The sequence below is a fragment of the Halalkalicoccus tibetensis genome (genome assembly GCF_037996645.1).
GTDB classification, from domain to species: domain Archaea; phylum Halobacteriota; class Halobacteria; order Halobacteriales; family Halalkalicoccaceae; genus Halalkalicoccus; species Halalkalicoccus tibetensis.
This window is the reverse complement of the sequence record NZ_JBBMXV010000001.1, coordinates 149,753-163,357: the sequence shown is the minus strand read 5'-3', so window position 1 is coordinate 163,357 and position 13,605 is coordinate 149,753. Positions and strand designations below refer to the sequence as shown.

The following is a 13,605-nucleotide window of genomic DNA, read 5'->3' as shown; positions in this document are numbered from 1 at the left end:
GGGTCGAGGAGCGATCCCGCCGGTCGCCAGCCTGTGGCGACCGACGTCGACGGTCGGTCCCCGCCCCGACCGTGCCCGCCGATCGGGATACGGGCAAAGCTTTTGTTCAATGGTAACGTACCTCAGAGACAATGGTTCACGCGTTCGTCATGGTGAAGACGGGAGCCGGGAAGGCCGAAGCGATGGTCGACTCCGCCCGCGGGATCGCGTCGATCTCCGAGGCCCACATCGTCGCCGGGGACTACGACCTCATCGCGGAGGTCGACACCGAGGAGGTCTACGACGTGCTCCATACGGCCTCCTCGGAGCTCCAGGAGCTCGACGGCGTCGAGAGCACCAAGACCTACATCTCGCTCGATTAGTTCTCCTCCCGTTCGGCGCGTTCGAGCGCCCGCTCGCGCTGGCGGACCAAACGCGGCGGGAGCTCCTCGTAGACCGAGTCGAAGACCTCCTCGGGGCGGGCCTCGGCGCCCGACTCGGCGCGTTCGACGGCCCTCGTGAGCTCCTCGTCGGCCTCCGCCTCGATCGTCTCGACGTGATCGTCGTCGAGGGCACCCTCCTCGCGGAGGTAGGTCTCGTAGCGCTCGAGAGGGTCGGCGGTCCGCCACTCGGGGAGGTCCTCTGTGTCCCCGTCGCGGTAGCGCGAGGGGTCGTCGCTGGTCGTGTGGGCACCCCGCCGGTAGGTGAGGCTCTCGATCAGGACCGGCTCGCCCGAACGCGCCATCGAGAGCGCCTCGCGCACGACCGCGCGGACGGCCAGCGGGTCGTTGCCGTCGACCTGCACCCCGGTGATCCCGTAGGCGTCGGCCTTGATCGCGATCGACTCGCTCGCGGTCTGGCGTTCCCTGGGCATCGAGATCGCCCAGCCGTTGTTCTCACAGAGGAAGACCGTCGGCGTCTCGAAGACGCCCGCGAAGTTGAGCCCCTCGTGGAAGTCGCCCTCGCTGGTCGCGCCGTCGCCGAAACAGCAGATCGCGGCCGCGTCGTCGTCCCGGTAGTTCATCGCCATCCCCAGCCCGGCGGCGTGGGGGATCTGGGAGGCGATCGGCACCGTCTGGGGGAGGGTCGGGCGGTCGTAGCCCGAGGCGAACTCGGGGTGGCCCCGCCGAAAGCGAAGCAGGTCGCTCATCGGGACTCCTCTAGCTATCTGGGCGGCGTTCTGGCGGTAGGTCGGGACGAGCCAGTCGGACTCGTCCATGGCGTGGGCCGCGCCGACCTGCGAGGCCTCCTGGCCGGCGAAGGGCGGGTAGCCGCTCATCCAGCCCCGGCGCTGGAGCGCGATCGCGCGCTCGTCGAAGCGCCGCGCCCGGACCATGTCGCGATAGAGCGCCCGGGCGCGCTCCTCGTCGACGCCGGCCGCGGAGAGCGGGTGTTCGTCGATGACGCGGTACATGGCCGGCCCGACTCCCGGGGAGGGCAAAGCGATTCCGATACCGAAAAGGGTGCGGCCCGCCTACCGCCCCCATGCTCAGCCTCGGGACGGTCGTCGGCCTGGCGTTCATCGTCGGGGTCCACACCGTGATCGCGTCGATCCTCGTTCGGTTCTTCCGGCTGCGCCTCGACACCCGCGGCGGGATGGTGGTCTTCTCGCTGGTGCTGGTACCCGTCGCGCTCGCGGTCTCGCTGCTCTTTCTCGGCCAGCTGCCGATCTTCGGCGGGGTCGACCGCCAGACCGTGATGCTGGTGGCGATCCTGCTGCCGCTGCTGCTTGGCTTCGCGATCGATCTGTTCTGGATGCCCACCCCCGAGGAGGTCGAGGCCGCGAGACGCTAATCCAGCCGATCGGAGATCGCGCCCTCGACCCGCTCGATCACGGCTTCTGGCGATCGGCTCGCGTCGACCCGGACGAACCGCCCCGGCTCCGCCTCGATCAGCCGTTCGTAGTTCTCGCGGACCCGTTCGAGGTACGCCGACTGCTCGAACTTGTTCGTCGCGCCGCTGCGCCGCGCGCCCGTCTCGGGCTCGACGTCGAGGTAGATCGTCAGATCGGGCGGGCGGGTGAACGGCGCGTGAACCCCGCGGACGTACTCCAGCGGGCGGTCGATCACGCCCTCCAGCGCGGCCCCCTGGTAGGCGTAGCGCGAGTCGGAGTAGCGATCGGAGATCACCAGCCGATCCGCTTCGAGCGCGGGTCGGACGACCCGCGAGAGGTGGTCGGCGTGGTCGGCGGTGTAGAGGAACAGTTCGGCGAGCGGGTCGGCGTCGTCGTCGGCGATCGAGCGCGAGACGGCCTCGCCGTACCACGAGTCGGTCGGCTCGCGGGTGAGGGTGGCATCCGGATGCGTATCCGAGAGGGCCTCGTGGACGGTGGTCTTGCCGCTGCCGTCGAGCCCCTCGAGCGTGACGAGCATGGCGGGGGTTCGCTCAGGACCCCATTACCACCTTCGGATCCGTCGGCGACGCGCCGACGGGGGGTAGTTTTACGGCGGGCCGAGCGCTACGTAGGGATATGAAGGTTCTCGTGACCGGCGGGACGGGTTTCATCGGGCGATACCTGTGTGCCGAGTTGGACGAGCGGGGCCACGACGTGACCGCGCTCGCGCGCTCGCCGGACGCGAGCGGACTGCCCGCGGGCGTCGAGGTCGTGGAGGGCGACGTGACCGACCGGGGGACGCTCGACTTCGCGGGCCAGGACGCCGTGGTGAACCTCGTCGCGCTCTCGCCGCTGTTCGAGCCGAAGGGCGAGAAGACCCACGAGTCGGTCCACCTCGGCGGGACCAGGAACGTCGTGAGCGAGGCGACCGACGCCGGCGTCGAGCGGATCGTCCAGATGAGTGCGCTCGGAGCCGATCCCGACGGGCCGACCGAGTACATCCGCGCGAAGGGGAAGGCCGAGGCGGTCGTCCGGGAGTCGGCGCTCGACTGGACGATCGTCCGGCCCTCGGTGGTGTTCGGCGACGGCGGGGAGTTCGTCGACTTCACCCGGAAGGTCACGCCGCCGGTGCTCGCACCGCTTCCCGGGGGCGGACGGACGGCCTTCCAGCCCGTCTACGTCGGAGACCTCGCGCCGATGCTCGCCGATACGGTCGAGGACGAGCGACACGCCGGCGAGGTATACGAGATCGGCGGCCCGGAGGTGCTGACCCTCGCCCAGGTGGCGAAGCTCGTCCGTGGATCGGTGACGGTCGTTCCCATCCCGATGGCGCTTGCGAAGCTGGGGGCGACGGCGATCGGTCCGCTCCCGTTCGTCCCCTTCGGGGCCGACCAGGCCCGCTCGCTGGAGTTCGACAACACCACACGGGACAACGACATCGGGGCGTTCGGGGCCAGCGAGGACGACCTGCTGACGCTACGGGAGTACCTGAACCGATAGTACCCGCCCGACGGGCGGGGAACCGATCCCTTATTAACGCCCGCGGCCGACCCGGGAGCGATGCGCGTCGTCGTCCCGTTCGCCGCGAACGACCCCAAGACCCGCCTCGCGAGCGTTCTCGACCCCGAGGAGCGCCGCGCGTTCTCCCGGGCGATGCTCGGGGACGTCCTCGAGGCGGTCCGGGAGGCGGGCGGCGAGCCCGAGCTGCTCGCGACCGCCCCCCTCGACGCCGACGTCCCCATGACCGTCGACGACCGACCGCTCACCGAGGCGGTGAACGCGGCGCTCGAACCCGAGACGGCGGTCGTGATGGCCGACCTGCCGCTTGCGACGCCCGAAGCCATCGAGGCGCTGTTCGACGCCTCAAGGGAGGTCGTTCTCGCGCCGGGACGGGGCGGCGGGACGAACGCCCTCCTGTCGAGACAGCCCGGCTTCCGAGTGGACTACCACGACGGCTCGTTCCTGAAACACCGTGAGAGGGCCGGGGAGCTCGGCTCCGTGGGAGTCATCGATTCACACCGACTGGCGACCGACATCGACGAGCCGGCGGATCTCGTCGAGCTGCTGATCCACGGCGAGGGGCGGGCGGCCGACTGGCTACGGGACGCGGGCTTCGAGCTGGTTCGCCGCGAGAGCCGGCTCGCGATCGGGCGCGAGTGACTCAGAGCGCCTCGCGTTCGGCCGCGACCCGCTCTGCGTAGGCGTCGGAGATCCGTTCGAGAATGGCCTCGCCCGCTTCGGCCGTCGCCTCGCGGGGATCGCCCAACACGCCCGTCTCGGTGATCGCCCGGAACCCCTCGCTGAGCAGCCGCGAGACGGCGACGTCGCCCTCGTGGCCGACGGCCATCTCCTCCTCCCGAACGAGCCCCTCGCTGACCGCGAGCACGATCGCGGTCTCGGCGGCCCCGGCGTGGATCACCGGCTCCTCGTACTCGACGCCGGCCTGGCGGAGCCCAGCGTTCATCAGCTCCATCAGCTCGTCGAGCTCCGCGAGCGCGATCACGCTCGCCTCGATCTCGCGGGCGATCTCGGGTGCGACGGTGTTGACCGGCGCGAAGTTCCCGCCGTGGGTCGGGACGAGCACGACGTGCTCGAAGCCGTGCTCGTCGAGCGACCGGCAGTACGCCCTGATGGTGTCCATCAGCGTTTCGGGGGGTATGGTGATCGTTCCTGGAAAGTCCATGTGGTGGCCCGAACAACCCGGCCGGATCGTCGGCGCGGCGAGCGCGTCACCCAGCCTCTCGGCGATCCGCCGCGCGAGCTCGTCGCCCGCGAGCGTGTCCATGATCAGGGGGAGGTGCGGGCCGTGCTGTTCGACGCTCCCGACCGCGACGACCGCCGTGCGGGTTCCGTTCTCGATCGCCGATTCGACCTCGGGCCAGGCGAGCTCCTCCAGGAGTACCGATCGTGACATGGGCCCGACGACGCGCAACTCCGGCATAAATCCGTACGACGAGCCCGCCGGTAGGCGGGGGTTTTTGTCTCTGGGTGGCGGAGCGGGAAGCGATGATCCCGGGGGCCGAGGAGTACGGCATCGACATCGCCTTCGACGAGCGCGAGATCGAGCGGGCGCTCTCCGCCGGACCCGAGGACGTCTCGCCCGCTTCGAAACTCACCTTCGCGCGAAACGTCTTCGTCCCACTCACCACGGCCTGCCGCTACACCTGCACCTACTGCACCTACTACGACCCGCCGGGTCGGGCGAGCCTCCTGTCGCGCGAGGAGGTCCGCGGGATCCTCGAAACTGGCGTCGAGGCCGGCTGCACGGAGGCGCTCTTCACCTTCGGCGACGACCCCGACGACCGCTATACTGAGGTCCACGACCAGCTCGCAGCGTGGGGTCATGACTCGATCCACACCTATCTCCGGGAGCTGTGCGAGCTCGCGCTCGACGTGGGGATCCTCCCCCACTCGAACCCCGGCGACCAGACCCGCGAGCAGATGGCCGAGGTGGCCGACGTGAACGCGAGCATGGGCGTCATGTTGGAGACGACCGCCGACGTCACCGCCCACGGCGGCCCCCGGGCGAAGTCGCCGGGCCAGCGGCTCGCCACCCTCCGGACCGCCGGCGAGCTCGGCGTGCCCTTTACTACTGGTATCCTCGTCGGGATCGGCGAGGGCTGGCGCGACCGGGCGGAGAGTTTGCTCGCGATCCGGGAGCTCCACGAGCGCTACGGCCACGTCCAGGAGGTGATCGTCCAGCCCGTCTCGAACAACGAGCGCTGGCGCGAGGGCTCGCCCGGCCTCGAAACGATGCGCCGGGTCGTGGCGATGGCGCGAAGAGTGCTGCCCGCGGAGGTCTCGGTGCAGGTGCCGCCGAACCTCGCGCCGGCGAGGGAGCTGCTCGACTGCGGCGTCGACGATCTGGGGGGTGTGTCGCCGGTCACCGACGACCACATCAACCCGGACTACGCGTGGCCCGCGCTCAGGGAGCTCGAGGACATCGCGAGCGGAGCGGGAGTTCCCCTGGAGGAGCGCCTGCCGGTCCACGAACGGTATATCGACGAGGAGTGGCTCTCCGATCGGGTTCGTCGGGAACTCGAAGCCGAAACGGAGGCGGGCGAGCGCTACCGGGCGCTCACTTCAGCCACTCGGGCGTGAGCTCGGGCATGCGCTTCCTGATGGTCGTATAGAAGACCGAGATCCCGAGCGCGAGCAGCATGACGTCCCTGACGAACCCGTCGTAGAGGATGAGAGCGGGGAGGGTGGCGACCCCCATCAGCGCGAGGTCCTCGGGCGCGCCGTCGTAGCGGATCCATCTCCGTGGAGCGACCCAGCGCCCAGGGAGGTGGGCGTAGACCGCCTGCTGGGAGGTGCGCTCCCAGGGGCGCAGCTCGTGGCCCGCGCCCGCGGCGTCCGTGACGGCGTGGACGGTCGCTCCGAGCGCGAAGAACGCCGTTCCGACGCTCGCAGTCGAGGGCGAAAAGGCGGCCCAGGCGGTCGCGGGCAGGGCGACGATCCAGCCGACGACCGGGAAGTGAAGCGTCCTCCGGTGGGTGCCGAAGAAGAGGTCGAGGTCCGGGAACACGCTTCCCAGCAGAGCGGCGACGGCGGCGACGACCGCGAACTCCGGGGCGAGGAGGACCGTCACGGACGCCATCGCCACGCCGATGGCGCCGTGAGTGGTGTTCATCATCGCCCTACCCTACGTGCCCGAAAGGATAGGCGTTCCGAACCGTGTGATTGAGTGGCTCGGTCAGTCGTCGGCCATCGGCGTCCCGTCCGCCCGCGGCCCCAGCTGCGGCCCGTGGGGCCCGTCGTCGGGGTCGATCCGGCGTCGGTGGCGATAATCCGTCGAGCGCTCGACGGGCACGCGCCCGACGGAGGCGATCATCTCCACTAACTCGCCGACGTCGCGGAACTCGCCGTGCTCCCCGCCCGCGCGCTTGGTGATCTCCTCGGAGAGGATCGTCCCCATGAAGTCGTTGGCGCCACACGAGAGCATCTTCAGGCCCTGCTCGTCGCCGTACTTCACCCAGCTCGACTGGATGTTCTCGACGTTGTCGAGGAAGAGCCGCGAGACGGCGATCATGAGCTCGTCCTCGTCGGCGCTCGCCCCGCCCGTGACCACGCCGCGTTCGTAGAGGGGCGTCGACCGATGGATGAAGGAGAGGGGAACGAACTCCGTGATGACGCCGGTGCGGTCCTGAAGGTCCCGGACCCGCTTCAGGTGTTCGACGCGGTGGGCCTCGTTCTCGACGTGACCGTACATGATCGTCGCGGTCGTATCCAGCCCGACGTTCGCGGCGGCTTCGATCGCGCGCTCCCACTCCTCGGAGCCGATCTTGCCCGGGCAGATCACCTCGCGGACCTCGTCGACGAGGATCTCTGCGGCCGTTCCCGGCACACTGTCGAGGCCCGCCTCCTTCAGCCGGCCGTAGACCTTCTCGTAGCTCCAGTCGGTCCCCCGGCGGGCGTGATACGCCTCCTCGGGCGTCATCGAGTGGACGTGGACGCCCCCGACGTCCATCGCGTCGATCTGCTCGACGTACGTCCGGGGATCGACCTCGTAGCGCTCGGGCGGCTCGAAGTTCAACTCGGGGTCGTCGTCAGCCCCACGAAGGATCTCCAGGTGCTCGTCGTCGAGCGCGAACGCCGGATGCAGCCCCGAGACAGAACAGACCTCGTAGATCCCCATCTCGAGGGCGTCCGAGACGATCTCCCTCGATTCCGCGGGCGTCTTCGTGAAGCCGGGATGCTCGACCCCCGAGTCGACCTCGAAGTTGCTCGCGGTGTCCTTGAAGTTACAGAACAGACAGCCCGTGTTGCAGGCGGTCGTGACGTTGTTGTTGAGGTTCGCGACGAAGGAGACCTCCTCGCCGACGACCTCCGCGCGCCGGGCGTCGGCGGCCTCCAGGACGAGCTCCTTTCGGTCGGTGTCGACCCCCGCCCGATCCGTACCGGTTGTCATCAGCTCGATCCCGTCGTCGACCGAGAGCCGCTCGCCCGCGCGTGCCTTCGCGAGCGCGTTCTCGAAGGACTGGTCGGTCTCCGGTCGGTGGTCGAACGCGAACTCGCGTTCGGCCTCGGGCGTGACGGCCATTACCGTATGGCCGCCGTCGAGGACCAAAAACCTGATCGGTAGCGGCGGACCGTGAGCCCCGAACCGCGACCCGCACCCCGACGGGACGAGGTGCCACCGACAGGGATAAACCGTGGCGTTCGGTAGCGGTCGCCAATCCATGAACGCCGACGCCGTCTTCTTCGACATCGGGGGCGTGATCCTCGATTCCGGGTCCGTCCGTCGCGCCCACGAGCGGTTCGTCGCCGACCTCGGCGACGAGTACGACCTCGACGCCGAGAGCGCACTCGGAACGTGGCGCGCGGAGCTCGGCGCGCATTTCCGCGAGCGCGAGGGCACCGAGTTCCGCTCGGCCCGAGCGGGGTACGAGCGGGCGATCGACGCGCTCGGCGTCGACGGCGAGTGGGAGCCGCTCTTCGAGCGGGCGATCGAGGGAGCCATCGAGCCCAACCCCGGCGCGGTCGAGGCCGTCGAGACGCTCGCCGGGCGGGACCTCCACCTGGGCGTGATCAGCGACGTCGACGACGCGGAGGGCCGGCGGATCCTCGAGACGTTTGGCATCCTCGAGACGTTCGACTCGGTCACGACCTCCGAGGCGGTCGGGCGGACGAAGCCGGATCCGGCGATGTTCGAGACGGCGCTGGGGAAGTCGGGGACCGACCCGGAACGCTCGCTGATGGTCGGCGATCGGTACCGCCACGACATCGAGGGCGCGAAGGACGTCGGGATGGTCACGGCGGCCTACGGCACCGAGGAGGGTCCGGCGGTCGACCACTGCCTCGACGACCTGCGGGACGTCCTCGAGCTCGTTTAGGGGGCGAGTGCCTCGATCGTCCGCTCGGTCATCCCCTCGCTGGCGTTCGACGGGACCACGACGATCGGCTCGGTGATCGGCACTGTCTCGGCGACCGCCTCGAACCGCTCGCGTGCCTCTGCAGGTGTACCCGCCACTCCGAGCGCGTCGACCATCGCCCCGGTGACCGCCCCGCGGGCTCGCTCACGCTCGCCCGCCGCCCACGCCTCCGTGATCCGTTCTGCCTCCTCGGGGAACCGACCGGCGACCGCCCTCCGGTAGCCCTCGCCGCTGCCGACGTAGTAGGCGACGTGGCCGCGGATCACCTCTCGAGCCTTCTCGGGCTCGTCGTCGACCGCCGCGGGGACGTAGGGCGAGACGGCCAGCGCGGGGTCGCGCCCGGCCTCCCGGGCGGTCCGTCGAACGGTCTCGAAAGCCCCCTCCAGATCGTCGAACGGGATCATGTGGGGCAGCCAGCCGTCGGCGGTCCGCCCGGTCGCGCGGCGGCTGGCCTCGCCCAGCGCGGCGGCGTAGACCGACACCTCGCCGTCGAGCGCCGGGAAGTCCTGAACCGAGAACAGTTCGCCGTCGTACTCGACGCGGCCCTCGCCGGCGGTGAAGGCCGAAACGAGCTCGGCGGTCTCGTGGAGCCGGCGGACGGGGCGGTCGTACCCGAGGCCGTGGAGGTCCTCGATCGCCTTGGGCGTGCTCGGGCCGATTCCCAGTCTGATGGGGCCCGAGGCGAGGTCGTCGAGCGAGGTGGCCGCGCCCGCGAGCACCGCCGGCGAGCGCGAGAAGACGTTGACGATCGCCGTGCCCAGCGCCGCGTCGGTGTGGGGCGCGATCGCCGCGAGCGTGACGAACGCGTCCCGGCCCCAGAGCTCGCTCGCCCAGACCGAGTCATACCCCAGCGAATCGATCCAGCGGGCGAACTCGGGCGTCGGGTCGACGTCGGGCAGCAGGAGGCCGCGTGGCATGGTCGCCGTTCGGGATCGGGGGCCATGAACCCCGAGGTGGGTATAAGCCGCTCCCGGACCACCGTCCGCCATGATCGACGCGACGGTCACGCCGATCGACCGCGGCCGGGTGCGCGCCGACAGGAACTACATGATCGAGGGCTACGAGCTCGCGAGCGCGAGCGACCCGAACCCCGAGGCGGAGATCGCGGAAACCCCCGTCTACGATCTCGTGATCGAGCACCCCGAGGCGACGATCCTCTGGGACACCGGCTCGCATCCCGAGGCCGGCGAGGGCCACTGGCCCGCGCCGCTCTACGACGCCTTCGAGCACTACGACGCCCACGAACACCCCTTGGAGAGCGATCTGGAGGAAGCGGGCTACGCGCTCTCGGAGATCGACGCCGTGATCCAGAGCCACCTCCATCTCGATCACGCCGGCGGCCTCCACGAGTTCGCGGGTACCGACGTCCCGATCTACGTCCACGAACGGGAGCTGAAACACGCCTACTACAGCGCGAAGACCGACGAAGGCGACCCCGCCTATCTCGCGCAGGACTTCGATCACGACCTGAACTGGCGGGTGGTCCACGGCGAGCGCGAGACCCACTTCGAGGGGATCGAGTTCCTCCACCTGCCGGGCCACACCCCCGGTCTGATGGGGCTTCGGCTGACACTTCCCGAAACCGGAACAGTGGTGATCGCGGGCGATCAGGCCTACGTCGCCGAGAACTACGTCGAGGAGCGCCCGCTCGGCCCCACCCTTCTGTGGAGCAAGCGCGACTGGTACGACAGTCTGCGGAAGCTCAAGGAGATCGAGCGCCGCGAGGACGCGACGCTGTTCTTCGGGCACGATCCCGACTCGCTCTCGCGCCTGGAGGGCGGGCTTCGCTAGGGGAGGCGATCGACGAGCGCGGGCAGGACCTCGGTGACGTCCTCGCGGAGCACGACCTCGGCTACCCCGTCGTGCGGCGTCGGGTCGAGGTTGCAGACCGCGAGGAGGCCGTCCCGGGCGGCGATCCGGGGCAGGGAGGCGGCCGGTTCGACGGTGAGCGAGGAGCCCACGGCGAGGAAGACGTCGCTTTCCTCGGCACGTCGACGGGACTCCGCCATGATCGCCTCGGGGAGGGACTCGCCGAAGAGGACGACGTCGGGTTTAACGAGCCCGCCACAGTCACAGCGCGGCGGGCGCTCGCCCTCGCGAACCCGTTCGCGGACGGGCGCGGCGTCGTTCTTCCGCCCGCAGTCCATGCAGACCACACGATTCGCGTTGCCGTGGAGCTCGAACAGCTCCTTCGAGCCCGCCTCCGCGTGCAGGCCGTCGGTGTTCTGGGTGATCAGGGCGTCGAGGGCTCCACGGGACTCCATCGTCGCGAGCGCCTCGTGGGCGGCATTGGGCCCGACCTCGCCGGGGAACATCGCCTCGTGGAGCTCGAGGCGGTCGACCCAGAAGCCGGCAGGGTCGGAGAGAAAGCGCTCGATCCGGAAATCGCCGGGGTCGAACTCCGCGTTCCAGATGCCGTCCTCGCCGCGGAAGTCGGGGATCCCCGAGGCGGTGCTGACGCCCGCGCCGGTCAGCGCGACGGTCGAGTCGGCCCCTTCGATCGCGTCCGCAAGCCGGTCCAGTCGCTCGTCCATGGCGGGTCCAGACGGGCGAGGGCCAAAAACGGTCGTTTCGGCTACCGACCGAGGCCGGCGACCAGGCTCGTGAGGGCGCGCGCTTGGCGAACCGCCCGGACCCGGGCGGTTCGGAGTCGCCACCGGAGCGAGTCCGAGGCGGACCGTGCTCGAAACGTCGCGTCCTCGACGCGCCGGGTGACGGGGGCGTCGGGGCGGGTACAGTGGAGGCATTCGCCGTCGATCAACAGCGGGAAGTCGACGCCTTCTGCAACGCAGTTCGGACAGGGGACGGCTGACATACTCTCTTCTATGTATACATAGACTTAATTATGTTTCTACTAGTCGAGGAAGGATAGGTGCCGGGTCAACGGGAAACGTTCATACCGGGGCCGAAACGACACGGCGCATGAACGAGGGGCGACGATGACCAGCGTCAAGGAGTTCCACGTCGAACGCGAGCCGACCGACGACACGCCGGGTGCGGGGTCGTTCGTCTTCACCGACGCCTACTCGGTGTTCGACTGGGGCCGGATGCCCGATACGATCCCGCGCAAGGGCGCGAGCCTCTGTACGATGGGGGCGTATAACTTCGAACTGCTCGAGGAGGAGGGAGTCCCGACCCACTACCGAGGGGTCTGTGAGGACGTCCGCGCGCTCGCCGAGGCCGGCGATCCGCCGATACGGATGGCGATCGACCTCGTGCAGGTCCCCGACCTGCCCCACGAGGGCCGCGAGTACGACTACGACGCCTACCACGCGGCGGCGGGCTCGAACTACCTCGTTCCCCTCGAGATCGTCTTTCGCAATCAAGTTCCCGAGGGATCGAGCCTCCGACGACGGACCGATCCCGCAGACCACGGCCTCGGGCTCGAAGACTGGCCCGACGAGCCGGTCGAGCTCGAGGAGCCGATCGTCGAGTTCTCGACGAAGTACGAGGAGTCAGATCGGTATCTCGCCCGCGAGGAGGCCGACCGAATCGCCGGAGAGGCCGACGTCGGGGCGCTCGAATCGGTCGCCCGCGAGGTCAACCGCGTCGTGAGCGAGCAGGCGCGCTCGAACGGGTTCGACCACGAGGACGGCAAGATCGAGTGCTGTTACGTCGACGGGGAGGTACGCGTCGCCGACGTGGTCGGCACCTTCGACGAGAACCGTTTCTCCTACCGGGGCCAGCAGCTCTCGAAGGAGGTCCTTCGGGGCTATCACAAGCGGACCCAGCCCGAGTGGGTCGAGGCGGTCGCGGCGGCGAAATCGGAGGCCGAATCGGAGGGGATCGCCGACTGGCGAACCCTCTGTGAGCGCGAGCCCGAGCGCCTCCCGACGGAGGTGATCAATCTCGCCTCGGAGATGTACGCCGCGGGGACGAACGCCTACGTCGGCGAGGAGTGGTTCGCCGCGCCGCCCGTCGAGTCGGTCGTGAGCCGGATCCGGGAGCTCTAGTCGGTCAGGACCTCCCCGATGCCGTCGATCGGCCTGTCGGGGTTGATCTCGTCGGTCATGGGGTCCATCCCGAGCTGGTACTCGCCCTCGCCTCGGAGCTCGGTCCGCCCGTGGTGGACCGCGACCGCCTTGTCGAGATGCAGCCGAACGGCCTCGAGCAGCGCCTCGGCCTCCAAGGGCTGGCCGCGGCGCTTCATCCCGTCGAGGTCCGCGTCATCGGGCACGTTGAACGCGCGCTGGGTGATGATCGGTCCCTGGTCGAGGTCGGTCGTGACGTAGTGGGCGGTCACGCCCGCGACGCGCACGCCCTCCTCGAGGGCCTGGCGATACGCCTCCGCACCGGGGAACGACGGCAGCAGGCTCGGGTGGACGTTGATGATGCGGTCCTCGTAGCGAAAGACGACGTTCGGCGAGAGGATTCGCATGTAGCGCGCCAGCACGATCAGGTCGACCTCGTAGCGTTCGAGGAGCTCGAGCAGCCGTTCCTCGTTGGCGCTTCCGGTCTCGTTACCGACGTCGTGGAACGGAACCCCGTAGTGCTCACAGAGCGGCTCCAGGTCGGGGTGGTTGCCGATCACGACCGAGATGTCCGCGCCGAGTTCGTCGTTGGCCCAGGCCTCGAACAGCGCCTCGAGCGGGTGGCTCTCCTGGGTGACGAGCACGGCGATCCCCTGGGTCTCGCGGTCCGCGGGGAACCGGACCTGGACGTCGACCCCGAGCTCCTCGCCCAGTTCGGCGAGCGCCTCGCGGAGTTCGGCCTCGCTACAGCTCATCCCGCTCGCGTCGACGTGCATCGTCATCCGGAACAGCCCGTCCCGGACGGCCTGGTCGAGGTCCTCGATGTTGATCTCGCGCTCGAACAGCAGCGTCGTGACGCTCGCGATCAGGCCGGTCTTGTCGTCGCCGACGACCGTGATCTCCGTCAGCGGCGGCGTCATCGACGCCACCCCGTGGTCGGACTCGT

Annotated in this window: 17 protein-coding genes; 8 read left to right on the top strand and 9 right to left on the bottom strand. The window is 69.6% G+C overall.

Going from position 1 to position 13,605, the window contains the following annotated elements:
* Window positions 1-131 precede the first annotated feature (131 nt).
* Window positions 132-362, top strand: coding sequence for an Lrp/AsnC family transcriptional regulator (locus WOA58_RS00935; RefSeq protein WP_340602247.1), 231 nt, complete (start codon window positions 132-134; stop codon window positions 360-362).
* Here the strand turns inward: WOA58_RS00935 and pdhA are convergent.
* Entirely contained in the window at window positions 359-1,393 is a 1,035-nt protein-coding gene (pdhA, locus tag WOA58_RS00930; protein ID WP_340602246.1) for a pyruvate dehydrogenase (acetyl-transferring) E1 component subunit alpha, read from the bottom strand. The two genes, WOA58_RS00935 and pdhA, sit on opposite strands and share 4 nt — an antisense overlap.
* 71 nt (window positions 1,394-1,464) lie before the next feature.
* On the opposite strand from pdhA, the gene WOA58_RS00925 reads away from it, so the two are divergent.
* Window positions 1,465-1,773, top strand: a complete 309-nt coding sequence (locus WOA58_RS00925) for a hypothetical protein (protein WP_340602245.1) — start codon at window positions 1,465-1,467, stop codon at window positions 1,771-1,773.
* Here the strand turns inward: WOA58_RS00925 and tmk are convergent.
* A complete protein-coding gene (gene tmk, locus WOA58_RS00920) occupies window positions 1,770-2,351 on the bottom strand; it encodes a dTMP kinase (protein WP_340602244.1) in 582 nt (193 codons plus the stop codon). The genes WOA58_RS00925 and tmk overlap by 4 nt on opposite strands.
* Window positions 2,352-2,449: 98 nt before the next feature.
* On the opposite strand from tmk, the gene WOA58_RS00915 reads away from it, so the two are divergent.
* Both WOA58_RS00915 and cofC read left to right on the top strand, forming a co-directional pair.
* Window positions 2,450-3,313, top strand: a complete 864-nt coding sequence (locus WOA58_RS00915; RefSeq protein ID WP_340602243.1) for a complex I NDUFA9 subunit family protein — start codon at window positions 2,450-2,452, stop codon at window positions 3,311-3,313.
* Between the two features lie 60 nt (window positions 3,314-3,373).
* On the top strand, window positions 3,374-3,973 hold the full coding sequence (gene cofC, locus WOA58_RS00910; RefSeq protein WP_340602242.1) for a 2-phospho-L-lactate guanylyltransferase: 600 nt from the start codon (window positions 3,374-3,376) through the stop codon (window positions 3,971-3,973).
* A 1-nt stretch (window position 3,974) separates the two neighbouring features.
* Here the strand turns inward: cofC and WOA58_RS00905 are convergent, their stop codons facing one another.
* Complete coding sequence (locus tag WOA58_RS00905) at window positions 3,975-4,727, bottom strand: creatininase family protein (RefSeq protein WP_340602241.1); 753 nt, start codon at window positions 4,725-4,727, stop codon at window positions 3,975-3,977.
* A 92-nt stretch (window positions 4,728-4,819) separates the two neighbouring features.
* Here WOA58_RS00905 and cofG point away from each other — a divergent pair, with 92 nt between their 5' ends.
* Complete coding sequence (gene cofG, locus WOA58_RS00900; RefSeq protein WP_340603112.1) at window positions 4,820-5,914, top strand: 7,8-didemethyl-8-hydroxy-5-deazariboflavin synthase subunit CofG; 1,095 nt, start codon at window positions 4,820-4,822, stop codon at window positions 5,912-5,914.
* Here cofG and WOA58_RS00895 read toward each other — a convergent pair.
* Together WOA58_RS00895 and cofH are read right to left on the bottom strand one after the other, a co-directional pair.
* On the bottom strand, window positions 5,892-6,449 hold the full coding sequence (locus tag WOA58_RS00895; protein ID WP_340602240.1) for a metal-dependent hydrolase: 558 nt from the start codon (window positions 6,447-6,449) through the stop codon (window positions 5,892-5,894). The two genes, cofG and WOA58_RS00895, sit on opposite strands and share 23 nt — an antisense overlap.
* Window positions 6,450-6,509: 60 nt before the next feature.
* The gene (gene cofH / locus WOA58_RS00890; RefSeq protein ID WP_340602239.1) at window positions 6,510-7,856 is read right to left on the bottom strand and encodes a 7,8-didemethyl-8-hydroxy-5-deazariboflavin synthase subunit CofH; all 1,347 of its coding nucleotides are present in this window, start codon (window positions 7,854-7,856) and stop codon (window positions 6,510-6,512) included.
* Window positions 7,857-7,995: 139 nt separating this feature from the next.
* On the opposite strand from cofH, the gene WOA58_RS00885 reads away from it, so the two are divergent.
* Entirely contained in the window at window positions 7,996-8,649 is a 654-nt protein-coding gene (locus WOA58_RS00885) for an HAD family hydrolase (RefSeq protein ID WP_340602238.1), read from the top strand.
* Here the strand turns inward: WOA58_RS00885 and WOA58_RS00880 are convergent.
* Window positions 8,646-9,677 carry an LLM class flavin-dependent oxidoreductase gene (locus tag WOA58_RS00880; RefSeq protein ID WP_340603111.1) on the bottom strand — a complete coding sequence of 344 codons (1,032 nt, stop codon included), beginning with the start codon at window positions 9,675-9,677 and terminating at the stop codon, window positions 8,646-8,648. The two genes, WOA58_RS00885 and WOA58_RS00880, sit on opposite strands and share 4 nt — an antisense overlap.
* Between WOA58_RS00880 and WOA58_RS00875 the strand changes: the two genes are divergently transcribed.
* Window positions 9,676-10,479, top strand: coding sequence for an N-acyl homoserine lactonase family protein (locus WOA58_RS00875; protein ID WP_340602237.1), 804 nt, complete (start codon window positions 9,676-9,678; stop codon window positions 10,477-10,479). The genes WOA58_RS00880 and WOA58_RS00875 overlap by 2 nt on opposite strands.
* Here WOA58_RS00875 and WOA58_RS00870 read toward each other — a convergent pair.
* Together WOA58_RS00870 and WOA58_RS00865 are read right to left on the bottom strand one after the other, a co-directional pair.
* Complete coding sequence (locus tag WOA58_RS00870; RefSeq protein WP_340602236.1) at window positions 10,476-11,222, bottom strand: NAD-dependent protein deacylase; 747 nt, start codon at window positions 11,220-11,222, stop codon at window positions 10,476-10,478. The genes WOA58_RS00875 and WOA58_RS00870 overlap by 4 nt on opposite strands.
* Window positions 11,223-11,263: 41 nt before the next feature.
* The gene (locus tag WOA58_RS00865; protein ID WP_340602235.1) at window positions 11,264-11,503 is read right to left on the bottom strand and encodes a hypothetical protein; all 240 of its coding nucleotides are present in this window, start codon (window positions 11,501-11,503) and stop codon (window positions 11,264-11,266) included.
* Between the two features lie 124 nt (window positions 11,504-11,627).
* Here WOA58_RS00865 and WOA58_RS00860 point away from each other — a divergent pair, with 124 nt between their 5' ends.
* Window positions 11,628-12,641 (top strand): phosphoribosylaminoimidazolesuccinocarboxamide synthase, encoded by a 1,014-nt coding sequence (locus WOA58_RS00860; RefSeq protein ID WP_340602234.1) that lies wholly within the window; start codon window positions 11,628-11,630, stop codon window positions 12,639-12,641.
* Here WOA58_RS00860 and WOA58_RS00855 read toward each other — a convergent pair.
* Entirely contained in the window at window positions 12,638-13,579 is a 942-nt protein-coding gene (locus WOA58_RS00855; RefSeq protein ID WP_340602233.1) for a formyltetrahydrofolate deformylase, read from the bottom strand. The genes WOA58_RS00860 and WOA58_RS00855 overlap by 4 nt on opposite strands.
* Between the last annotated feature and the right edge of the window lie 26 nt (window positions 13,580-13,605).

Coding starts and splice junctions, on each gene's coding strand:
- WOA58_RS00935 (WP_340602247.1), top strand. CDS start 132: ATGGTTCACGCGTTCGTCATGGTGAAGACGGGAGCCGGGAAGGCCGAA.
- pdhA (WP_340602246.1), bottom strand. CDS start 1,393: ATGTACCGCGTCATCGACGAACACCCGCTCTCCGCGGCCGGCGTCGAC.
- WOA58_RS00925 (WP_340602245.1), top strand. CDS start 1,465: ATGCTCAGCCTCGGGACGGTCGTCGGCCTGGCGTTCATCGTCGGGGTC.
- tmk (WP_340602244.1), bottom strand. CDS start 2,351: ATGCTCGTCACGCTCGAGGGGCTCGACGGCAGCGGCAAGACCACCGTC.
- WOA58_RS00915 (WP_340602243.1), top strand. CDS start 2,450: ATGAAGGTTCTCGTGACCGGCGGGACGGGTTTCATCGGGCGATACCTG.
- cofC (WP_340602242.1), top strand. CDS start 3,374: ATGCGCGTCGTCGTCCCGTTCGCCGCGAACGACCCCAAGACCCGCCTC.
- WOA58_RS00905 (WP_340602241.1), bottom strand. CDS start 4,727: ATGTCACGATCGGTACTCCTGGAGGAGCTCGCCTGGCCCGAGGTCGAA.
- cofG (WP_340603112.1), top strand. CDS start 4,820: ATGATCCCGGGGGCCGAGGAGTACGGCATCGACATCGCCTTCGACGAG.
- WOA58_RS00895 (WP_340602240.1), bottom strand. CDS start 6,449: ATGATGAACACCACTCACGGCGCCATCGGCGTGGCGATGGCGTCCGTG.
- cofH (WP_340602239.1), bottom strand. CDS start 7,856: ATGGCCGTCACGCCCGAGGCCGAACGCGAGTTCGCGTTCGACCACCGA.
- WOA58_RS00885 (WP_340602238.1), top strand. CDS start 7,996: ATGAACGCCGACGCCGTCTTCTTCGACATCGGGGGCGTGATCCTCGAT.
- WOA58_RS00875 (WP_340602237.1), top strand. CDS start 9,676: ATGATCGACGCGACGGTCACGCCGATCGACCGCGGCCGGGTGCGCGCC.
- WOA58_RS00880 (WP_340603111.1), bottom strand. CDS start 9,677: ATGGCGGACGGTGGTCCGGGAGCGGCTTATACCCACCTCGGGGTTCAT.
- WOA58_RS00870 (WP_340602236.1), bottom strand. CDS start 11,222: ATGGACGAGCGACTGGACCGGCTTGCGGACGCGATCGAAGGGGCCGAC.
- WOA58_RS00865 (WP_340602235.1), bottom strand. CDS start 11,503: ATGTCAGCCGTCCCCTGTCCGAACTGCGTTGCAGAAGGCGTCGACTTC.
- WOA58_RS00860 (WP_340602234.1), top strand. CDS start 11,628: ATGACCAGCGTCAAGGAGTTCCACGTCGAACGCGAGCCGACCGACGAC.
- WOA58_RS00855 (WP_340602233.1), bottom strand. CDS start 13,579: ATGACGCCGCCGCTGACGGAGATCACGGTCGTCGGCGACGACAAGACC.